Source organism: Methanosarcina sp. UBA5, assembly GCF_002505485.1.
Classification (GTDB): domain Archaea; phylum Halobacteriota; class Methanosarcinia; order Methanosarcinales; family Methanosarcinaceae; genus Methanosarcina.
The window spans coordinates 43,688-62,383 of record NZ_DAVG01000123.1; the positions used below are offsets into that span (position 1 = coordinate 43,688).

The 18,696-nt window shown below is 40.7% G+C and carries 18 protein-coding genes; 9 read left to right on the top strand and 9 right to left on the bottom strand.

All coding sequences use genetic code 11. The annotated features are described in order from the left end of the window. Positions 1 to 148: 148 nt before the first annotated feature. A complete protein-coding gene (locus BP621_RS15780; RefSeq protein ID WP_292391581.1) occupies positions 149 to 886 on the top strand; it encodes a V4R domain-containing protein in 738 nt (245 codons plus the stop codon). A gap of 154 nt (positions 887 to 1,040) precedes the next feature. Here BP621_RS15780 and BP621_RS15785 read toward each other — a convergent pair whose 3' ends face one another. The 8 genes from BP621_RS15785 to BP621_RS15820 form a co-directional block, all read right to left on the bottom strand. Further along, the gene (locus tag BP621_RS15785; protein WP_292391583.1) at positions 1,041 to 1,736 is read right to left on the bottom strand and encodes a DUF2110 family protein; all 696 of its coding nucleotides are present in this window, start codon (positions 1,734 to 1,736) and stop codon (positions 1,041 to 1,043) included. 56 nt (positions 1,737 to 1,792) lie between these two features. Beyond that, positions 1,793 to 2,413 carry a MarR family winged helix-turn-helix transcriptional regulator gene (locus tag BP621_RS15790; protein ID WP_292391585.1) on the bottom strand — a complete coding sequence of 207 codons (621 nt, stop codon included), beginning with the start codon at positions 2,411 to 2,413 and terminating at the stop codon, positions 1,793 to 1,795. Positions 2,414 to 2,566: 153 nt separating this feature from the next. After that, positions 2,567 to 3,733, bottom strand: a complete 1,167-nt coding sequence (locus BP621_RS15795) for a tRNA (guanine(10)-N(2))-dimethyltransferase (RefSeq protein WP_292391586.1) — start codon at positions 3,731 to 3,733, stop codon at positions 2,567 to 2,569. 24 nt (positions 3,734 to 3,757) lie between these two features. Further along, complete coding sequence (locus BP621_RS15800) at positions 3,758 to 4,081, bottom strand: hypothetical protein (RefSeq protein WP_292391588.1); 324 nt, start codon at positions 4,079 to 4,081, stop codon at positions 3,758 to 3,760. A gap of 82 nt (positions 4,082 to 4,163) precedes the next feature. Beyond that, positions 4,164 to 4,286, bottom strand: a complete 123-nt coding sequence (locus BP621_RS15805; protein ID WP_292391590.1) for a hypothetical protein — start codon at positions 4,284 to 4,286, stop codon at positions 4,164 to 4,166. A gap of 608 nt (positions 4,287 to 4,894) precedes the next feature. Continuing rightward, complete coding sequence (locus tag BP621_RS15810; protein ID WP_292391592.1) at positions 4,895 to 5,461, bottom strand: hypothetical protein; 567 nt, start codon at positions 5,459 to 5,461, stop codon at positions 4,895 to 4,897. 642 nt (positions 5,462 to 6,103) lie between these two features. After that, complete coding sequence (locus BP621_RS15815; RefSeq protein ID WP_292391594.1) at positions 6,104 to 7,336, bottom strand: MgtC/SapB family protein; 1,233 nt, start codon at positions 7,334 to 7,336, stop codon at positions 6,104 to 6,106. A 590-nt stretch (positions 7,337 to 7,926) separates the two neighbouring features. Next, positions 7,927 to 8,586 (bottom strand): metallophosphoesterase, encoded by a 660-nt coding sequence (locus BP621_RS15820; protein ID WP_292391596.1) that lies wholly within the window; start codon positions 8,584 to 8,586, stop codon positions 7,927 to 7,929. Positions 8,587 to 8,818: 232 nt separating this feature from the next. Between BP621_RS15820 and trmY the strand changes: the two genes are divergently transcribed. The 8 genes from trmY to BP621_RS15860 all read left to right on the top strand — a co-directional run bounded on the left by trmY (position 8,819) and on the right by BP621_RS15860 (position 16,625). Next, entirely contained in the window at positions 8,819 to 9,457 is a 639-nt protein-coding gene (trmY, locus tag BP621_RS15825) for a tRNA (pseudouridine(54)-N(1))-methyltransferase TrmY (RefSeq protein ID WP_292391597.1), read from the top strand. Positions 9,458 to 9,584: 127 nt separating this feature from the next. After that, positions 9,585 to 10,880, top strand: a complete 1,296-nt coding sequence (locus tag BP621_RS15830; RefSeq protein ID WP_292391599.1) for a tRNA pseudouridine(54/55) synthase Pus10 — start codon at positions 9,585 to 9,587, stop codon at positions 10,878 to 10,880. A gap of 149 nt (positions 10,881 to 11,029) precedes the next feature. Next, the gene (locus BP621_RS15835) at positions 11,030 to 11,323 is read left to right on the top strand and encodes a 50S ribosomal protein L21e (RefSeq protein WP_292391600.1); all 294 of its coding nucleotides are present in this window, start codon (positions 11,030 to 11,032) and stop codon (positions 11,321 to 11,323) included. 541 nt (positions 11,324 to 11,864) lie between these two features. Next, positions 11,865 to 12,218, top strand: coding sequence for an RNA polymerase Rpb4 family protein (locus tag BP621_RS15840; RefSeq protein WP_292391602.1), 354 nt, complete (start codon positions 11,865 to 11,867; stop codon positions 12,216 to 12,218). Positions 12,219 to 12,565: 347 nt separating this feature from the next. Then, positions 12,566 to 13,288, top strand: coding sequence for a DUF655 domain-containing protein (locus BP621_RS15845; RefSeq protein WP_292391603.1), 723 nt, complete (start codon positions 12,566 to 12,568; stop codon positions 13,286 to 13,288). 235 nt (positions 13,289 to 13,523) lie between these two features. Then, positions 13,524 to 14,270, top strand: a complete 747-nt coding sequence (gene rsmA / locus BP621_RS15850) for a 16S rRNA (adenine(1518)-N(6)/adenine(1519)-N(6))-dimethyltransferase RsmA (protein ID WP_349682090.1) — start codon at positions 13,524 to 13,526, stop codon at positions 14,268 to 14,270. A 97-nt stretch (positions 14,271 to 14,367) separates the two neighbouring features. Further along, positions 14,368 to 14,976 (top strand): HemK2/MTQ2 family protein methyltransferase, encoded by a 609-nt coding sequence (locus tag BP621_RS15855; protein ID WP_292391604.1) that lies wholly within the window; start codon positions 14,368 to 14,370, stop codon positions 14,974 to 14,976. A gap of 620 nt (positions 14,977 to 15,596) precedes the next feature. Beyond that, positions 15,597 to 16,625 carry a hypothetical protein gene (locus BP621_RS15860; RefSeq protein ID WP_292391606.1) on the top strand — a complete coding sequence of 343 codons (1,029 nt, stop codon included), beginning with the start codon at positions 15,597 to 15,599 and terminating at the stop codon, positions 16,623 to 16,625. 456 nt (positions 16,626 to 17,081) lie between these two features. Here BP621_RS15860 and BP621_RS15865 read toward each other — a convergent pair whose 3' ends face one another. Further along, on the bottom strand, positions 17,082 to 18,560 hold the full coding sequence (locus tag BP621_RS15865; protein WP_292391607.1) for a flippase: 1,479 nt from the start codon (positions 18,558 to 18,560) through the stop codon (positions 17,082 to 17,084). Between the last annotated feature and the right edge of the window lie 136 nt (positions 18,561 to 18,696).

The window sequence follows — 18,696 nt, forward strand, 5'->3', positions numbered from 1 at the left end:
TTTCTTTTCCCGAATCAAATAGATCTCTTTTCGGGTTTGCTTATTTAAATAAAAACATTTTATAAACATGTAATTATATACAATAAGATATTCTTCGTGGGTGCGCGAACGATTTATATATTCTAAATGCAACTTATCTAAAGATATTATGGCAAAATCTGAGAGTAAAACAGAATTTTTTTATAATGAAAAAGAACTGGTAGCAATAGGCAGTCCTGTTAAACTTCAGATCCTTAATTTGCTCAGGGAAGAACCCAGGTCGTTTGATGAAATCGTAAAATCTACAGCAAAAGCCAAATCAACTGTTTCCGTACACCTTAACAATCTCAGATCGTGCGAGCTTGTAGAAGAAAACTTTGACCCAAAAGATCGCCGCCGAAAGATTTATTCTCTCACTTCCCGCTACATGGGCTGCTCTCAGGAACCTTTCATCGAGCATTACAGGAGTTTACTGGAAAAAGCTCCTGAGTACGGAAACGATAGGTTCTGCTTTGTAGAAATGCTGCTCCATGCGCTTTACTTTGGCTTTGGAGCATACGGAATTGACAATTCCCCGGTTATAAAAGCGATAGGAAACGATCTTGGAAGATCTATTTCCCCCATTTTTGAATCCGAAACCCCTGAGGAACTCCTGAAGGAAATCGGGGATTTTCTGGAATTCCAGGGGAAATGCCGGGTTACCGTACTTGTAGATCTTCTTGCTCTGCAGATTGAAGACGATTTCAAAGCCAGATCAATACCGGTTATAGGAAAACCCTTCTGCACCTTAAGAGAAGGCATTATTGAGGGAATTCTTAAAGGAAAGCTCGATAAGGAGTACAGAGTTACCGAGACCGAGTGCTATGGATCAGGGCATGAACACTGCCTTTTTAAGATAACAATATAAATTTGTTTCTCTTTCTAACAGTATTACATGTGAATTATTATTAATAATTCCGGGTTTTAAGCCGCGCCCTATTCTCAAAACCAACTGGCTTACAATATTTCCCGGGCTAGCTCTTTTTTTCGAGCTTTACCCTATTTTTCCTCAAGGCAAGCTGTCAGCGAGCTGCTCCGACTACTACTCCCATCTCGGATTTCAGGCGAGGTCCTATCGCTGCAACTATACCAGGCCCATCGGTTTTTTCCCGGCACACAATTGCATGTTCCAGCAGCCCCAGCCGCTCGATTTCGTAAATATCCCTTCCATGACCTGTTTTTTTAATTGCGCTTTTGATTTCCGAGCGGGTTGCTCCGTTAACAGTTACCCTATCAGTAGCTGCCTTTTTCCAACTCCACCAGATATCAAGCTGCTTTTTGGTGAAGCGAGCTTTTAAATTCTTATTAGCCTCAATAATCTCTACTTCAGCTGGCAAATGGGGTATAAGGCCGAATCTTGAGGCAAGTTGTTTTGGTTTTCCGCTCCCTAGAGCTTTCAGCTCCCCGGTTTCAACTCTTACAGGCACACCAATATTGACCAGAAAAGCATCCTCTCCGAAAGCCTGGAGAAAACCCAAGTATACCTTTCCGGGTTCAGCTTTTTCGGCAGGTGTCCCATATCTGGAGGTCAGCAAATTTGCAGATACTTCTTCATCCTCCCCTTCAAGGGTGAACTCGGCCCAGTTTTCAGGGGTAATAGAAATCTCAACTTTTACTTCAAGCTCATTCAATTCATTCTCAACCAGGGTTTTCAAAAGCCCAGCCATCCTTTCCCGGTTCTTTCCGTAAATATGCTGGAGGGTTACAACTTTTATCATATTCTTCCGACCAATTCTCTCTTCTGCTCTGTTTTTACCGGGAACTGAATTATTCCTCAGCTCCTGAGGTAAGTTTCCAGAAGCTCCTCACTTTTTTCCAGAGCTAAGGTGACAGTCTCACTAATGGGGCTTTCTGCCCTTTCAATCTGGTTCTGAAGTTTTTTAATATCCCGACTGTAAGGGCCAAGTTTACGGGAAATTGTATCTTTGCTATCTCCCTGCTCTATTGCATCCCTATGGATCCTTTCGATTTTATTCCTAAGTTTTTGAATCTTCTCAAGAATTTCGGCATTCAAAGAGTCAAGATCTTCTGCCTTTTCAGGTTCCTTACCGCCTTCCTCTTCTGCAGCTTTTTCCCCTTCAAGACCTGTATCTCGGGACTCCTCTTTCTTATTCTTCGAAGGCTCCTCTTCAATTAGATCACTGAACTCTTTAAGGGCAGCTTCGACCTCTCTTCCATATTCCGTAAGTTCGACAAATTTTATCCGCCCCTCGAATGTGAATCTTATAAGCCCGCACTGTTCCATTTTTGCCAGGATCCTCGTTGTATGGGCAAAGGTAGAGTCTATCTCTTTAGAAATAACAGATGCATATGTCTTTCCCATCGAGCCTATAAACAGTAGCGCACGAGTGGGTTTTTCCTGCAAAAATAACTTTTCTGGATTTTCGTCGGACATAATATCACACTGGAATTTTTTTTGGCGGATTACTTCTGGATCTAAGTCAAAGCGCTTTAAGTATCCTTCAATGGTTTATATAATACTGGGACAATATAATACTGGGACAGTTTATAATCAGCATTTTTATTTCTGCAGTTTTTACCTCGGAACTCATCCTGAAAGCGCCCTGATTATCTCCTTTATTTCTGTAATAGGCGCATCGGTTCGGAATGAAGTGCCGCTGAAATGAGTCCTTGATGCTTCAAATCCGTTGGCTTTAAGGGCTTCTACCAGGGTTTCTATTCCGGTTGCAGAAGCTCCAAGTTCTTTACAGATCACATGCTGATCATAGAACATCGGGATATCGAGTTCGTCCCTGCAGAAAGTAATTATTTTTTTTGCTTTATCCTTTGTGTTTAGAGGATGCACTTCAAGTTCGGAAATAACTTCATCACAGAATGCCCGTTCTCTGAACGGTCCAAGCCATAAAGGGCCTGCAATTTGTGTGAAAGCCCCGCAAACAGGGCATTCCTTTTCGATATGTACTGCAAGTCCGTACACCGGTTTTCGAAACCCGCATTTCGGACAATGAATGCTGAAGCCCATTGACTTTAGAGTTCGGTCAGTCTGTTTTGTTCCAGGGAGAACTTCGAGATAAGTACGAACATAGTGGCGCGTCACATGGGAAAGCAGGGGTACCATTCCTTTTTCATGCTTTGCAAGCTCTCTAGCACAGGCTCCCAGGAGAACTCGAAGTCCCATTTCACTGTGATATTCCGTGTTAAGGGGTATAGCCGCATATTTCCGTATCCCGGCTTTCAGGTGGGCCCCGCATAAGGGAGCTGTATCCGTTGCCGTAACCGACAGCAGATTCCGAACTGAGGCCGATGCTGCGTCCAGGAAAGGCGAAGGAGTGCCAAAAGGATCGATGTCCACGATATGGAATTTTTGCTCGTGAAGCAGCACATTTGCACTCTTGCGGGTAGCCAGGGTTTGTTCCTCAAGCCCATTAATTTTTATATTTTCCTTTATAAGTTCAAACGCTTCAGGACTCCAGTCATTCATGGTCGCATGGATTCCGACTTCTCCCGCAATCCGAAGCCCCCTTATCCCTGACGCTGAGAAAGCGTCCACATAACGGACTTCTTCCCTGAGAAGCTCTTTTCTCGAAAGAAGCTTTTCCACAAATGCAGCCGTAGCTGCAACATTAATATCGCGGTTAAGCTCCATCTCCGGATTGTAAAAAACCGGAGCTGCCGAGGGAGGGAAGGTTGCATCCGGAGGCGGTACCGGAACTGAAACCTTTGTTGTGCCTTCGACTATAGTTTGATATGTCATTTGAAACTGCTATACTTTGGGATCTTATTTTACAGTGATGGTCGTCTGCATTTGAGGATAACCTTTTACACTGAAATTGTAACTTCCGGGCTCATTGAATGTATACTTCATGTTACTTCCACACGCAAGCCTTTGATCCTCGAAAAGACGCTCCCTGCTGGTCAGGGTAAGCACACTGGATTCCTGGTAATTCCTCCAAATAACCGTATCTCCTATATTGATTTTCAGGCTTGAAGGGATCATAAGATAATTCTTAAGCCTTACAAAATGTGACATCGGTGAGGTTCCGCTAGGCTGGACGGCCCCAGTTCGCTCCCCTTTCCCGGTCCAGACTTCTGTTTTCTTCATTTCAGATTCATCTGGAATTCTAGAAGTTCCCTTTTCTTTCGGAGTGCTCAATTCTGCCTGCTTTTCCGTTTTTGCCGGTGTTTCAAGCTCTTTCTGTGTTATCCTTTCTTCCTGTTTTTCCGTTTTCCGGTGTCCACATTTTTCCTTCAGTTTCCGTCCCTTCCGTTGTCCACGTTTCTACCTGTACTCCTTTGGGTGTTTTCACTTCTCTTTGTCTTTGCGCGCCTCTGAACTGCCGCCTGCCTCTCAGTCTTCTTTTTCATTCTTCTTCTCGTCTTCCGAGCTCAGGCAGCCTGAAATTATTACTGATAGGACTATCAGGAGTAAAATTATTTTTTTGTTGTCAATCCCCTCCCCCTTGTTGTTAACCTACCTTTTGTATTCCTAGTTTAATATAAGCCTTTTATAAATAATAATGCTTTCTTAGAACAGTCCGTTAAGCCGGAGTTATTTTTGAAGCAAGGGCACGAATTTTGGGTGATAAGTACTGATCGGGATATATAATATAAAATTATTTTAGTGTTATTTTATATACAGTTTAGAAAAGAAACTATAGCTCTGAAGGCCTCAGAAAAGGCCATGTACATATCAGAAGATGCAAAAAAGGTATTCTTGCCCAAAGAAGTCCCTATTTAAAAAATGTGATGAAAATAGATTTGCCAGGAAATTTTATCGGCCGAAATTTTATCGGCCTTTCCTGCAAAATCCGTGTCCTTGTTTTTTAAACCCTCTTCAGAATGATGGAACTAATTAGAGTATCTCATTAAGCCCGGTCCTCTGAACTTTCGACTCTTCAGTTTCAGGAACTATTTATCATGGCTCAGCTACATTAACAGTAACATTCATTCTGGGCTGGCCGACAACGTTGAAATGGTAGTCTCCGGTCCTGTTGAAGGTATATGTAAAAGCACGTTTGTACACAAGTTTTGTGTCCTCAAAGAGCTTTTCTTCACTTACGAGGGTAAGAACCCTTTTTGGGCTGTCTTCCATATTTATCCAAGAAATTGATTCTCCCTTTTTTATATCAAGACTTGAAGAACTTACTCTTTTATTGATCAGTCTTAACAGATAAGGAGTTTCCTTAATTTCAGTAGTTGAGACATTGAGTCTTCCATTCCCTCCTGAAGTTATATTTTTTTCTAATTTTTCGTTCTCTTTTGAGGTTACATTTTCTTCTGAGGTTACGTTTTCTTCAGATGTTTCGTTTTCTCCGGCAGTTATATTTTCTTCAGGTGTTTCTGTGACAGTTGTATTTTCCACAGGAGTTACTGTTTCTTCAGGGGTTGCATTTTTCTCTGTTGAGGGCTGTTCATTCCCTATGCATCCTGAAAGTAAAACGGCGCCGAATATAAGAAGCAGCACAATTATTTTTGTTTTCATCTTATTCCCCGCATCTTGCGATTGTGAAATTTAGGAAATCCACAGATCAAATAAAAATCTTATGTAATTTTAAGCTAATATTCAGGTTGAAGCTTAACCGTTTAGGTTTTATTGAATTATTAACCTCTATTGATTTTACTTAACCTTAAAACCTTTATTGACCTTTTGAGTCTCAGTGCTTCTTAGTATAGTCTTTGTTTAAGGAATTTCAAATCTTATTGTTCTTTTTTAAGATTATCCGTACTTATTTATCCGTACTTATAAATGTATTTTTTACTTTTTAAAGTGCTTTTTACTTTCTAATATATTTTAATATAGTTCTTCCTTTTCAATAAGTATTTTAGTATCCATCTTGCTTTTTAATAAACTTTTAAATACTCCTTCTACTTTTATCAAATTGTTTTTTTTAAGCAAGTACTCTTCTTAATATATCTCAGCTCGCTTCCATACTCCTTACCAGTTCAAGATTAACTTTTATATAATTTTACTATTCTGTATATATATAAAGATGCTCACGTTAAGCAGTAATTCAGGTCCACAAACATCAATTATAGGATTGTGAGCACAGTAGTTTGATCCAAATTTCGAGCATGAGATCATAAGATCACTTATAATGAAAACAAAAATCCGTGTCAGAACTGTTCACACGAAGTTCCACAAAAGTAAAGCAAGAGTTCCGATAACTGTAACTACCCCAAAAGTTTTCTTGGTAAGAGCGAAAAGGCTGGAAGAACCGGAAATTTTCGAAAGCAAGATCTTGTTAACCGTGCTTATCAGGCTTGCAAGGACTGCAGTGTTTGCTGCGGTTGCATAGGAAATGTTTCCACTTACTGCAAGTAAGGCTACCGAAACAATCACTCCCGAACTGCTAACAAGAGCACCGAGGGCAGTGACGTAAATTCCTGCAGTCCCTGCAACTTTATAGGCAAAACTTCCTACTATCAGAATGACGGTAAAAGCAAAGCCGAATTTAAATGCCTGCCCAAGCGAGAAAGGAGATTCAATTTTAAGTTCTCCTCCATCTATAGGACAGAATTTCTTATCATACCTGAGAGCTATTACTACGGAAACAAAGATAATCACGGCCTGTGGAGGAAGCATACGCAGAGTTGTCTGGCCAGTCGGGTCAACAATCAGGGCTAATACAAGATTTCGGATGAGCATGGAGATATTGCAGAGCAAGATTCCAGTAAGCACAGGGTCGGCCATTTCCTCTGCTCGTTTCGAGAGACCTGCAAGTGCAGCTGTTGTGGCTTCGCTGTTCACAAAGCCGCCTACGAAGCCGGAATAGCAGATCCCACGCTTTGTGCCGAACTTCCTCAGGAGCACATAACTTAAAAAACTGATAAGAGAAACAAGAATTACAATAAGGATTGCATACCTGAAATTTATAACCCCTAAAAACTCCCTATCTGGCATTACCGGATAAAGTATAAAAGCCACAGCCAGGAACTGTATGGCATTGTAGAGTTCTTCCTTTGTCAGGTTTCCTGCAAACTGGTGAAGAGGCTTTTTCTGGATCAGAAGAAAAGCTACAACTATTGAAGAGATAATAGCAAACATGCCGTAGTCATAGCCCACAAGGATTCCCATAACAAATATGAAAAAGAGACTTATAGGGCTGGTAACCCCGATCCGTTTGAAGAGAAATATCTTGGCATAGGTGATTATGCAACAGATTGCTCCGAAAAAGAGCGCGGCTACGTAGACAAAACCTTGTCCTGTTGCCGTACTTACAAATGCAGTTAACATACCTGTTATACAGGTTATGCTGTAGGTTCTCACCCCGGCAAAAATTTCGTGCTCAATGCCTCTATGCTCCCTTTCTATACCTACCATTATCCCTATCAGAAAGGCTATAGCAAGCTTTGTCATGAAATCTAGAAAAAACGGATCGAAACCGAATTCTTTAATGATATCCGTAGTTCAACCTCTATGATTTTTCGGTCTATTAAGTCCAGAGTCAAGTTCCAAGAAACCTCGATTTAATGTATATATCAAATCTCTACTCAATATTTCTATTAGATTTATTTAAGTATTCTATCTGCCTATTTGCTCCGGCATCTATCATTAAGTCCTTTTATCCCAGTACCTCAAAGCGCTTTTCATCAAACACCGGATTTGCTTTTACGCCAGCAAAATAATGAAGCAGGTGGATAATTGTGAGTAATAAAGTGAATAATTGTAAGTAATATTATTCACTTCAGTAAGGTGAAATAAATGGGGAGATTTAAAACAAAAATATAATTACAATAGAAAATCAAAATATAATTAGATAGTAAGTATGTTCCAGGTAATGAATTTAGCCCTTGAAAAGAGAAAAAGGCTCAGAGTGTATTGAGAGCCTGTATAATATTTTTTCAGACAACTGTTATATCTGAGAAAATTTCCCAAATTTGATTGAAGCTGATTAGAAATTGAGGTTTGGCTGTTATTAGATCTGGGCTATTATTAGATCTGGCTATTTATACCTCTACAAATTCAACTTCAATGAGTTTATTTTCTTCCTTTTCTCCAATAGTGATCAGAGTGCAGGAACCTTTACAGGCTTCGCCTGGGTTTACCACTACAGTCTTTCCGACCTGCTCCAGACCTTTTGCCTCATGGATGTGTCCGCAAACGATAAGGTCAACCCGGTCAAGGAATTTCTGGATAGCCTTGCTGCCCACGTGCCCGAAAGGAAGCTCATCCCTTGCACCGTAAGGCGGGGCATGAGTCAGAAGCACTATGGTGCTGCAATCATCGTTATTTTCGGCAGAGCAGACCATTCCTTCGAGGGCTGTTTCAATTTCTTCTTCGGATAGCTCAAAAGGAGAGTTGAAAGGGGTGGTATTTGAGCCGCCAAGCCCTATAAATCTGATATTTCCTATCTGTTCGGCTTTTCCGTGCAGGTTCGTAGCCTTCGAAGCGTCAAGGGCTTTTAATATGCTCCTATGGTCGCAATTACCTGGAATCGCAAGTACAGGTCTATCAAACATTTCCATCAATTCTTCAACCTTTTCATCGGGCCCGAAATTGGTAATGTCCCCGGCAATAACTACAAGGTCAAAATTCTCTGCCTTTTCAATCATTTCTTTTATCTTCGAATAATCCCCATGGGGGTCAGAGATGGCTAATATCTTCATCCTTATCCGGTCCTGTTATTCGCAACTATCAGTAAGAGTCCTATTACTCACGTTTGTTCGTAGAAGTCCTGTTATTCGTAATTATTCAAAAAGATCTTGCCATGTGTTTTTGATAAACTCTTCTTCTAAAAAGACTTTTTGATAAACCTTTTTCCCAAAAAGTTTTTTGATAAACCTTTTTCTAAAAAGGTTTACGTACATCTTTTATATCCCTTGCGTAAATATAGTGCCCATGCGCGATATCGTTGTTATAGGGCATAAGGCAAAGACAAGTGGCGATTTTCCTTTAAACGATCTTCCAGGCTCTGCGGGAAGAATGGATATCCTGTGCCGCTGCGTGAGTTCTGCCCTTTTTCTCTCATTCGGAATGCGCAGGGATGTAAACGTACACCTGCTCCTTCTGGGAGAACCTGATCCAGGAAAAATCATCAGGTTTGAAGGACTCCACCTGAGGTACCTTAACCCGGACGAACGGAGCAGCGGTTCGCTTATCCAGAAAGCCCTTCAAAAGGACGCAAGCGAACAGGATATTCGTTCCACACCAGGCGTCTGGGTTCGTAAGGGAGAACTCGATTCTCTGCTATCAAAATTTGAGGGCCGCACCCTGTTCTACCTGAGAGAAGATGGAGAGGACATCAGGGCAATTGCAAGTGAAATTCGGGATCCGGTCTTCATCCTGGGAGACCATATAGGAGTTACCGAAGAAGAAGAAGCACAGATTCTTAAGGCAGGGGCGAAAATTATCTCGGTAGGCCCTCTTTCCCTCCATTCAAATCACTGCATAACCCTTATCCACAATGAACTGGACAGGGCTGAGGCTGAAAGAGGAGAGTTATCCGAGAATCTGACAGCAGGGCCGAAGACTGAGTAATGATAGACTGAGTGATGACAGACTGAGCGTCGATCAGGAGTTTTTATACCTTCATTTATCCCTTACATTCAATCACTCATTCCCAGATCTATTTCCCGAACAAAGAGCTTAAAGAAAGTGAAAGAAAATGGATGTACTCGAAATTTCAAAAAAGATTCTGCATGAAGGCCCGATATGTGACAACTGCCTGGGCCGTCAGTTTGCAAAATTATCCACAGGTCTGAGCAACAGAGAACGTGGGCAGGCCTTGAAACTCGCCCTCGTCCTGGAAGGGGACCGAATCTACAAAACTGAAAATGATGATTCCCTTCTCAAAGAGCTTGCTCCTTGCAGTGTATTTGCGAGAAAGGCTCTTGGAGTAGAGGGTGAAGATGAACAGTGCTGGGTTTGTCTTGACCAGTTTAAAAAACTGGATGAATGGGCTGATGAAGCTGTGAAAGCCCTAGAAGGACTCGAATATTCTACCTTTCTTGTAGGCACAAAGGTCAGCGGGCTTCTGAGTGAAAACGAGGAGATGCTCTGGGCTGAGACTGGAACTGCATACGCCGAACAGCTTAAGACCGAACTTAACAGGGAAGTTGGCAAGCGGATAGCCGAAAAAGTCCAGAAGGATGTGGGTTTCGAAAACCCTGATATTACAATTACCCTTGACCTCGCAAAAAACAAGCTTGAGCTCCAGCTCCGCTCAGTATATATTCTCGGACGTTACCGTAAACTGATCAGGGGAATTCCCCAGACCCGCTGGCCTTGCAGGAAATGTAAGGGCAAAGGATGTGAACGCTGCAACTTTACAGGGAAACAGTATCAGGAATCCGTAGACGAGCTTATAAAAGGGCCTGTAGTTGAAGCTTTCCAGGCCACTGATACAGCTTTTCACGGCTCTGGTAGGGAAGATATCGATGCCCTGATGCTGGGTAGCGGCAGGCCTTTTGTAGTGGAAGCAAAATCCCCTGTAAAGCGAAGCACAGACCTTGAAGAGCTTATGCGAAATATTAATGAGAAAGCTGCCGGAAAAGTTGAGGTAAGAGAATTTTCTTTCACCGGAAAAGATATGATTGAGACCTTAAAAAGCTCAAAGGCGGATAAAACTTATAAGCTTAAAGTTACATTTAAAGAGCCTGTTTCGGAGGAAAAGCTTAAATCCAGCCTTGAGGCTTTGAGTGGCATAGAGATCTCCCAGCAGACTCCAATACGTGTAGTTCATAGGCGGGCTGACCTTGTCAGGAAAAGGCATGTACACAGCATTAAGCTTGACGAGCTGACAGACGAAGGTTACGCTTACATAACAGTAAACTGCGAAGGCGGGCTGTATGTAAAAGAACTTATTTCCGGAGACGATGGCAGGACAAAACCGAGCCTGAGCGAACTTTTAGGGATTCCTGCGCTTGTGGAAGATCTTGATGTGGTCAACGTCGATATTTAAACTCAATCTGAATCAGCTTTATTTAATACATAGAGTCAGGAAAAATACTGCCTGACTGAACGTGTTATTTAAATAATATCCATCTTATTTAGAGAAAAACTGTATATACTATAGATAAATTAATCGAGCATTCTAAGGAGGAACATGCGATGACAAACTCCCACGGCGAAAAACGCTGCACAAGGTACAAATTACAGAAGACAGTTCGTGAAAGAGGGATTTCCCCTGTAAGCAAGGCAATTCAGGAATTCGAAGAAGGGCAGATGGTCCATATTGACATCGACCCAAGTGTTCAAAAAGGCATGCCAAATCCGAAATTCCAGGGTTCTACCGGAAAGATCGTTGGACAGCGCGGTCGTTCGTACATTCTTGAAGTCCGCAGCGGAAATGCGATGAAACAAGTTATTTCCGTCCCTCAGCACCTTAAACCGCAGAAATATTAATTCCCATTCCAGGCAGTTAGGTTGTAAAACCTAACCCATTTTATCCTGAGTTCACAGTATGCAGGTTTTTACCGTAGGCTTGGGCTCCTGCCAAAGTTTTCGGTAACTTTTAAGAGTAGGGGCCTGTAATTAAGTGTAAGAAACTCAATGCCCCCTGGAAAAACTGCTTAAAGGGGAGAGGGGGAATTAAAGAAAACTGCTTTTAAAAAACTGGTCTCTTATCCCGATATGGGAATATATAATTATATATCGTTTGTCAGACATATACCTGAGCCAGATAAAGCCAGATAAGGAAAAGATTATTCGGAACAATTTCAGATTATTATTAAATACGATCGAATTTCGTGCGTAGCGGCAATCTGGAGAAAGCCTATCCATGAAAAGGGTGCGAATCTCGAGGCCAGTTCAGATTGCCGAATACTGACAGGCAGAAATTTACTTGCAGCCAGAACTCCTGGAGAATTGAAGAGTGATCTGAAGAGATTACTCAGCAGGGAATGGCAAATCGTTACAACTTTTAAGTCGAAAAGAGTGTATTCCAATGATAGTTAAGGAAGTCCTCAGTGAAGAACTATTGACCTTGGCCGAAGTCAGAGAACTACTTACCAGGATCGCTGAAGAGCGCAGGGAGAAGGGGCTTGAAGTCGGATACGGATTCAGAAAAGCCCTGCACCATGCTGAACAATTCTCAAAGATCAGCGGAGAAAAATCAAGGGAACTGGTTAACAGATTGTTAGAACTCGAAAAAATGAAGCCCTCAATCGCGATTAGGATCGCAGATATTCTGCCTCAATCCAGGGATGAAATCCGATCAATCTACGCTAAGGAAAAATATACCCTGAGCAATGAGGAGCTTGATCAAATTCTCGATTATGTACTGGAAACTGTTGAATAAAACTGAGATGAAAAGGGAATAAGCTATATAGCAGTTTTCATCTTGTTGTTTATAAGGGAAGTATCCGAAACTTAGAGTACTTTAAAGTGTCAGGGAGTACCTGATCTGAATTCAAATACAGAGGACTCTTTGGGTTATTGAATATATTGAGTCCGGGGATGCCGGTTACAGGGCAGTCTAAAGTTTTATAGAACACATAGAACACCAGAAATTTGTGAATCGTCAACAGTTCCGATTAATGGGATAAATTTCGAACCGGATGGAAGCTAGTTGGGCATATCAGAATAAGACAGATCCTAAACACATATTTCCATGGGATTTCATATTTATTGATAGGATGGGTGCTGATGAGAGTAGAGAAGTCGCAATCAGGTAGACCGTACGCTGGCAGATCAGCTGCTGAAAAACCTTCTTATGGCGGCAGGCGTCCGACAGGCAAACCGCAATCCGAGAGACAATCAGAAAGAGCTTCGCGCTCATCCAGAAAGTCCCTGGAAAGCTCGCAGGAAAGAGAGGAATACGCATGGGTTCTCGACTATCTTCCATATGGGAAATCAGTCGGCGGCGCTGCCTCTTATCAGAAAAAACCTCTCGTCCAGGCTGTGGGAGATAAAAAATTTACTCTTATGGAACTCGTTCCCAAAAACGGCGTGGTTCCTCAGATCCAGTCAATAGTTTATATAGGATCAGGAGACCGGGATGAAATCGACCACGTAAAACAGAGAATAGGCTATTCGGATCTTACAACAGGAGCGAATCTCGAACTGCCTTTTATCCTCGAGGCCTGTGTCAGGCATCAGGAGGCACGCTTTGTAAAGTTTTTCAATGAGGCTCATTCCATAACTACCCGCCTACACATGCTTGACCTCCTGCCCGGAATAGGCAAAAAACTCATGTGGTCCATAATCGATGAGCGTAAAAAGGGAGAATTCAAGAGTTTTCAGGATATTCGGGAGAGAATTCCAAGCCTGCATGACCCGGCTAAAGTCCTTGCCCACAGGATTGAAGAAGAACTCAAGGATGATTTCATCAAGTACAGACTTTTCACAACTCCACCGCGCCGGCAGTAAGTCGGGTGAGGTATGAACTCTCTCCATTCTCTTTTTCAGAAAGGCTCTCGAGGTTGATTTTTTTCAGCTTTTGATTATCATCATTTTAGCTCAAATTAATTCCGTTTCAAATCAAAGTACTCGATTTACTCAGGAGGTTTAAGCTCTGGTTCGTTCTCTTCTTAAAAAATATAATATAAAAGGAGGTACTTTTGATCAGCATTTCCTGGTCGATGCAGGCTACCTGAACAGAATAGTGGCTGCTGCTGAGCTTGGGCCCGAGGATGTTGTTCTTGAAATCGGTGCAGGTATTGGAAACCTGACTGAGAGGCTTGCACGGAAGGCAAAAAAGGTAATTGCAATTGAACTTGACCCTGCCCTGGTAAAAGTCCTTCACGACCGTTTCGAGAAGGTTGAAAATATTGAGATAATTGCCGGCGATGCGCTGAAAGTCGATTTTCCGGAATTCGATAAGGTCGTCTCAAACCTTCCATATTCCATCTCTTCTGAGATAACTTTCAAGCTCCTTCGCTATAAATTCAAACTTGGCATTCTTATGTACCAGTACGAGTTTGCAGCCCGGATGGTTTCTCCCCCTAATTGTAAAGATTATTCACGGCTTACGGTTGATATCTGCTATTTTGCCGACGCATCTATTTTGATGAAAGTCCCAAAAAGCGCTTTCCAGCCGGTACCTGAGGTTGATTCTGCAGTTATCAAACTTGTTCCCCGCCCTGCACCGTTTGAGGTCAAAGACCAGACTTTTTTCATGGATTTTGTGGCCGCAGTCTTCAGCCAGCGCCGGAAAAAACTGAGAAATGCGATTCTGAACACGAATCACCTGCTCAAAATTCCCGGCATCAAAGAAGTAATTTCTCGGCTGCCTGAAGATATGATAAGTAAGCGCGCTGAAAACCTGACTCCTGAAGAGCTTGCAAGGGTTGCAAATCAGATAATTGATTTAAAGAAGTCAATTCTTGCAAATGAATTAAATGAACAATAAAAAACCAGGAACAATAGGAATTAAGAACACTAAAGGACTAAGAATTATAAAAAACTAAAAATAATGAAAAAACAAGAATAATTAATAACTCAAAATTATGGTTGAAATCGAATACAGAAAAACCAGGATAAAGCTAGGGGATACGGATCTCGTCTATGAGCCTGCGGAAGATTCTTTTTTACTTGCCGATGCCGCCCTTAAAGAAGCAAAATCAGGCATGCACATTCTTGAAATCGGAACAGGATCGGGTTTTGTATCTGCTGTACTTCTTGCAAACCTGAAAGAGATTCGTCTGGTCGCTACGGAAATTAACCCCCACGCCGCCCGCTGTGCGAAAGCAAATACCATTGAAGTCATCCGTACCGACCTTTTCAAAGGGCTCAAACCCAGAAGCCAGGAAACCCGCTTTGACCTTATCCTCTTTAATCCACCCTATTTGCCCACCTCGAAGGAGGAAAAAGTCCCTGGATGGCTGAACTACGCTTTTGACGGAGGAATCAGCGGGAGAGAGACTCTAAACTTATTTCTGGGCGAAGTAAAGGATTATCTCAAGCCTGGAGGAGAAATTCTTGCGCTCATCTCCTCCATTACAGGGCTGGATGCCGTTAAGGAGAAAATGATAGATCTGGGGTTTGCAGTTGATGTTGTAGCAAGAAAAAAGGTTTCTTTTGAGGAGTTAATGGTTGTTAGAGGGAAACTTTTGTGAATAGTCGGCCTCAAAACTAATATTATTTTGAAATTATAAATATAATTGTTTGTTATTCCGTGAAATCAATGAATGTTCTCTGGAAATACATAAAACCTTATATTCCTTTACAAAAACCACATACAGATCTCGCCTGATAAACTATTTCCTCCAAATGCAGTTAATTCGTGCAGAAATAGAGGTCCAAAATTGTTTTCTAAAAATAGACGGGAACAATTAACCTTATTAATTATTTTCACCTTTTATAATGAGGGGGTGAAATATGTCACGTACTAGTTTCTGGGAAAACTTCTGGGATATAATGGGTGCGGTAATGATAACGATTATAATATTAATTGGAATTGCCAATCTTTAATGGTTATCATAGCTTTCACCACTTCGTATTTTTATGTCCGTCTTCCAACGCTCTGAGAAGTAGTGCTTTAGGGAAAATATTCTTATTCACTCATTCAGCAACGGTATAGTCTCCATCTATTGAGTTTACAAGAAATAGCAAAGCATTACCATAAAAGGTAGCTGTTTTCCTAATAACAAAACTTGTATTGACATAGACTTGGAAAACTTGAATATGAAATAAGTTCTTTTATCATATACTTACTTCTGCAAATAACCGGGGATTTATGAAACAACTTCTTTCATTTTTGATATTGTTTACATTTACTATACTCCTTCTGACTCCAAACCTCGCAGCAGCCGCGCTGTCAGCTGAAACTGCCGAAATTCCATACCAAATAAACTGCTCTGACCGCATAATAATTGGTACAGTAAGCAGGATAGTTGATTACGGCAGCTACACGATTATCACAATTACAGTTAATGAGTGGCTCTATAATCCCCTTCCTGCAGAGACTATAAGAGTGAGAATTGAAACAGGATCCAATTTCTGGACTGAAGACGAAGCTGAGTTTACTCAGAATGAATCCTTGCTCCTGATGTTAAAGGACCAAGATCCCGATAAACAGCTTTTCAGTGTGGTTACTGGCTTTCCGGGAAAACATTCTGCTTCAGACAGGAATGCAGTAATTGAAGAGTTGAAAACTCGGGGCAAATGGAAGGAAGAAGATCAGATCGCGGATAAGACAAACAATACCGAAATAACAATAAATAATGATAAGGAGCTTACCTTTGGTCCGGGAACTCTTGATGAATTGAGAAATGACCCAAATTTTATTGCTGCTTATGGAAGGATACCCTCCTTTGAAACGTTTGAAGAGAGAAAACAGTGGCTTGATACACTTGACGAAATATATAGTAGGAGCAATTCGGAAATGTCAGAGTATATGTACCCAAATGGCGTTGTTACAATTTATGGTTACACCATTGATGGCGTTATTAAAGTAGGGGTTAACAAAACCGTTGAAAAGCCTTTGATGGATGAAATCTATCAGATCTTTGACTCAACAGCAAGCGTTATAGGGGTTAATGAAGTTCCCGTAGTGTTTTTACGTGAAGGTCTAGCTGTGCCAACAGGTAACGAAACTCCAGCCATTGAACCAGGGAATATATCGAAGTCTGGAGACAAAAGCGCTGTACAACTAAATAACAACTCAAAAGGAAATAAATCAAGTGGTAAGAGATTCGCTCCAGGTTTAGGGTTATTGAGTGGCTTGACCTGCCTGTACGGTGCTTGGAAATTCGGGAAAAAGTAAAAAATAGAATTACCCTCTGGGACTGTATAAACTTGATATTCTGGTACAGCTCCGCACCGGAATAGAACATTTACCCTATATTGCTGATTTTTTAGTTTAACCACGTAGTTCTTGTCTACTTGCAGCTATTGCTCCACATAATAATGCTACTAATGCTATAAAAATTGAATAGCAGAAAGTTGAGAATGTTAAAGTTTTTGTTTTTGAAAAATATATAATTGATGTTGCAAATGTTATTATAAATACGATGACTCCTAACATTACATTCATCTTGTTTCAATAGGTTGAACAGGTAAATTAACATTTTCTATGAGGCTTTTTTCTCTAAAACATTTATAGCAATGTTTTGACATAAAAGATTGCTATTTTTTGCTTTTCAGGCTTGCTTTCTGCGGTTTTGGTACTCGTTACATGGATATAGCAACGGAATGAGCTTAGCATTAAACAGTTAAATGTTTAAACCCCAATAATTTTGACTAGATTCTTCTTGATTCCAAATAAATATCTTTTTATTAAAGAAAGTTCTAGGTCGTTGAACCCTCCCAACAGAAGCATTCCAAATAGATAGACGAACACACCCATTCCTGCTACCTCAAAAATTTCATGGATGCTTGAAATCTCGAAATAAGAAACAAAGAAGTACATAGTTACTGAGGACAAAATGCTTTTTGCAATGTCATGAAAATAGAATTCATGTTTAAAATATTTTAAAGACATGCGCGTGCAGAGAATTGCCATAAAGAAGTATGAGAGTAGAGTTGAAAGAGCAGCTCCGACAATACCTATTGAAGGTATTAGTAGAAGATTGATCAATACGTTCGAAACTGCCGCGGCAATATTGATATAAGTTTGTTCTTTTGTTTTTTTGACAATTAATAGTGTATTGACAAAAATTTGAACAACTCCTGCCATGAGGCCAGAAAAAGCGATAACAGGAATCACAAACCAACCCGATAGAAAATCTTCAGTTGTAACTATTCCAAGCAAAGGCTTTGCGAGAGCTGAAAGCCCAAAGACTGCCGGAATGGAAATTAGAAGGAAATATCGCAAAGAATAGGACATATAAATTATTACTTTGTCAATTTTATTTTCATCAAACAATTTTGCAAGTTCTGGGAGAAGAATAAGCTGAAGAGGACTTACAAAAAACTGTGTAAGGCTACCAATAGAACAGGCTGCCGAGTACACTCCCACACTTTTTAGACCGAGAAAGTAGGTAACCAAATATCTATCACTTGATTCTGTAACCCACCTTATAAGAGCATTGGGGGTTAACGGTAAAGAAAATTGCAGGTATTCCCTTATATAAATAAATCGAGGGATAACAAATCCAATCTGCGATATGATGGTCAGAAAAGCAATTAAAATAATCACACTCTGTACCAGTAATGTGGCTGCTATCACACCAAGAAGCCCATATCCCATTTTAAGAAGAACAAGAGTAAAAAGTAGTTTTCCAAATGCCTCAAAGAGGGTAAGGCAAGAGAATTTCGTGATCTGCTTAAATACTCTAAAATAATAAAGAGATACAGGCTCGAGCACGTTCAAGAGAATCAAAAGTGAGCCTGCTTGGATGAAATAAGCTGCCCCAGGGTCCTTGAAACCAAATGTTGCAAGAGGTTTTGCAAACATATACAGCAAAGAAGAGACTAAAAGACCAGATATAGTCACGAAAAAAAGAATGGAGTAGACAGCTTCCCTTATTTTGTTTATCTCTGTTTCAGAAGATAAAAATCTGACAAGAGCCATTGAAAGACCCATAAGTGCAAATGGGGTAATAAGAGATGTAGTGATATTGATCTGAGCCCAGATGCCGTAATAATATGCCCCAAGGCTTTTTGTGATTATCGGAAGTAGAAAAAAATTACCCAAGCTTGTAAGTACTTGAACCGTGCCTATAAATCCAACATCTCTTGCAAATTTTTGATATGACATTAATTAACCTTGAAAAAAAATTCTGTTTTAAGATTTATAATTGAATAAATTCACGAAAATATTTACAAAAATACTCTTGAAATTTAATCCAATTTATAATCAATATGGTATTTAAATCCTTTTGAACGCAATGTGG

Coding starts and splice junctions, on each gene's coding strand:
- trmY (WP_292391597.1), top strand. CDS start 8,819: ATGCGCGATATCGTTGTTATAGGGCATAAGGCAAAGACAAGTGGCGAT.
- BP621_RS15800 (WP_292391588.1), bottom strand. CDS start 4,081: ATGAAGAAAACAGAAGTCTGGACCGGGAAAGGGGAGCGAACTGGGGCC.
- BP621_RS15835 (WP_292391600.1), top strand. CDS start 11,030: ATGACAAACTCCCACGGCGAAAAACGCTGCACAAGGTACAAATTACAG.
- BP621_RS15790 (WP_292391585.1), bottom strand. CDS start 2,413: ATGTCCGACGAAAATCCAGAAAAGTTATTTTTGCAGGAAAAACCCACT.
- BP621_RS15865 (WP_292391607.1), bottom strand. CDS start 18,560: ATGTCATATCAAAAATTTGCAAGAGATGTTGGATTTATAGGCACGGTT.
- BP621_RS15860 (WP_292391606.1), top strand. CDS start 15,597: ATGAAACAACTTCTTTCATTTTTGATATTGTTTACATTTACTATACTC.
- BP621_RS15810 (WP_292391592.1), bottom strand. CDS start 5,461: ATGAAAACAAAAATAATTGTGCTGCTTCTTATATTCGGCGCCGTTTTA.
- BP621_RS15780 (WP_292391581.1), top strand. CDS start 149: ATGGCAAAATCTGAGAGTAAAACAGAATTTTTTTATAATGAAAAAGAA.
- BP621_RS15785 (WP_292391583.1), bottom strand. CDS start 1,736: ATGATAAAAGTTGTAACCCTCCAGCATATTTACGGAAAGAACCGGGAA.
- BP621_RS15845 (WP_292391603.1), top strand. CDS start 12,566: ATGAGAGTAGAGAAGTCGCAATCAGGTAGACCGTACGCTGGCAGATCA.
- BP621_RS15795 (WP_292391586.1), bottom strand. CDS start 3,733: ATGACATATCAAACTATAGTCGAAGGCACAACAAAGGTTTCAGTTCCG.
- BP621_RS15820 (WP_292391596.1), bottom strand. CDS start 8,586: ATGAAGATATTAGCCATCTCTGACCCCCATGGGGATTATTCGAAGATA.
- BP621_RS15855 (WP_292391604.1), top strand. CDS start 14,368: ATGGTTGAAATCGAATACAGAAAAACCAGGATAAAGCTAGGGGATACG.
- BP621_RS15840 (WP_292391602.1), top strand. CDS start 11,865: ATGATAGTTAAGGAAGTCCTCAGTGAAGAACTATTGACCTTGGCCGAA.
- BP621_RS15830 (WP_292391599.1), top strand. CDS start 9,585: ATGGATGTACTCGAAATTTCAAAAAAGATTCTGCATGAAGGCCCGATA.
- BP621_RS15815 (WP_292391594.1), bottom strand. CDS start 7,336: ATGACAAAGCTTGCTATAGCCTTTCTGATAGGGATAATGGTAGGTATA.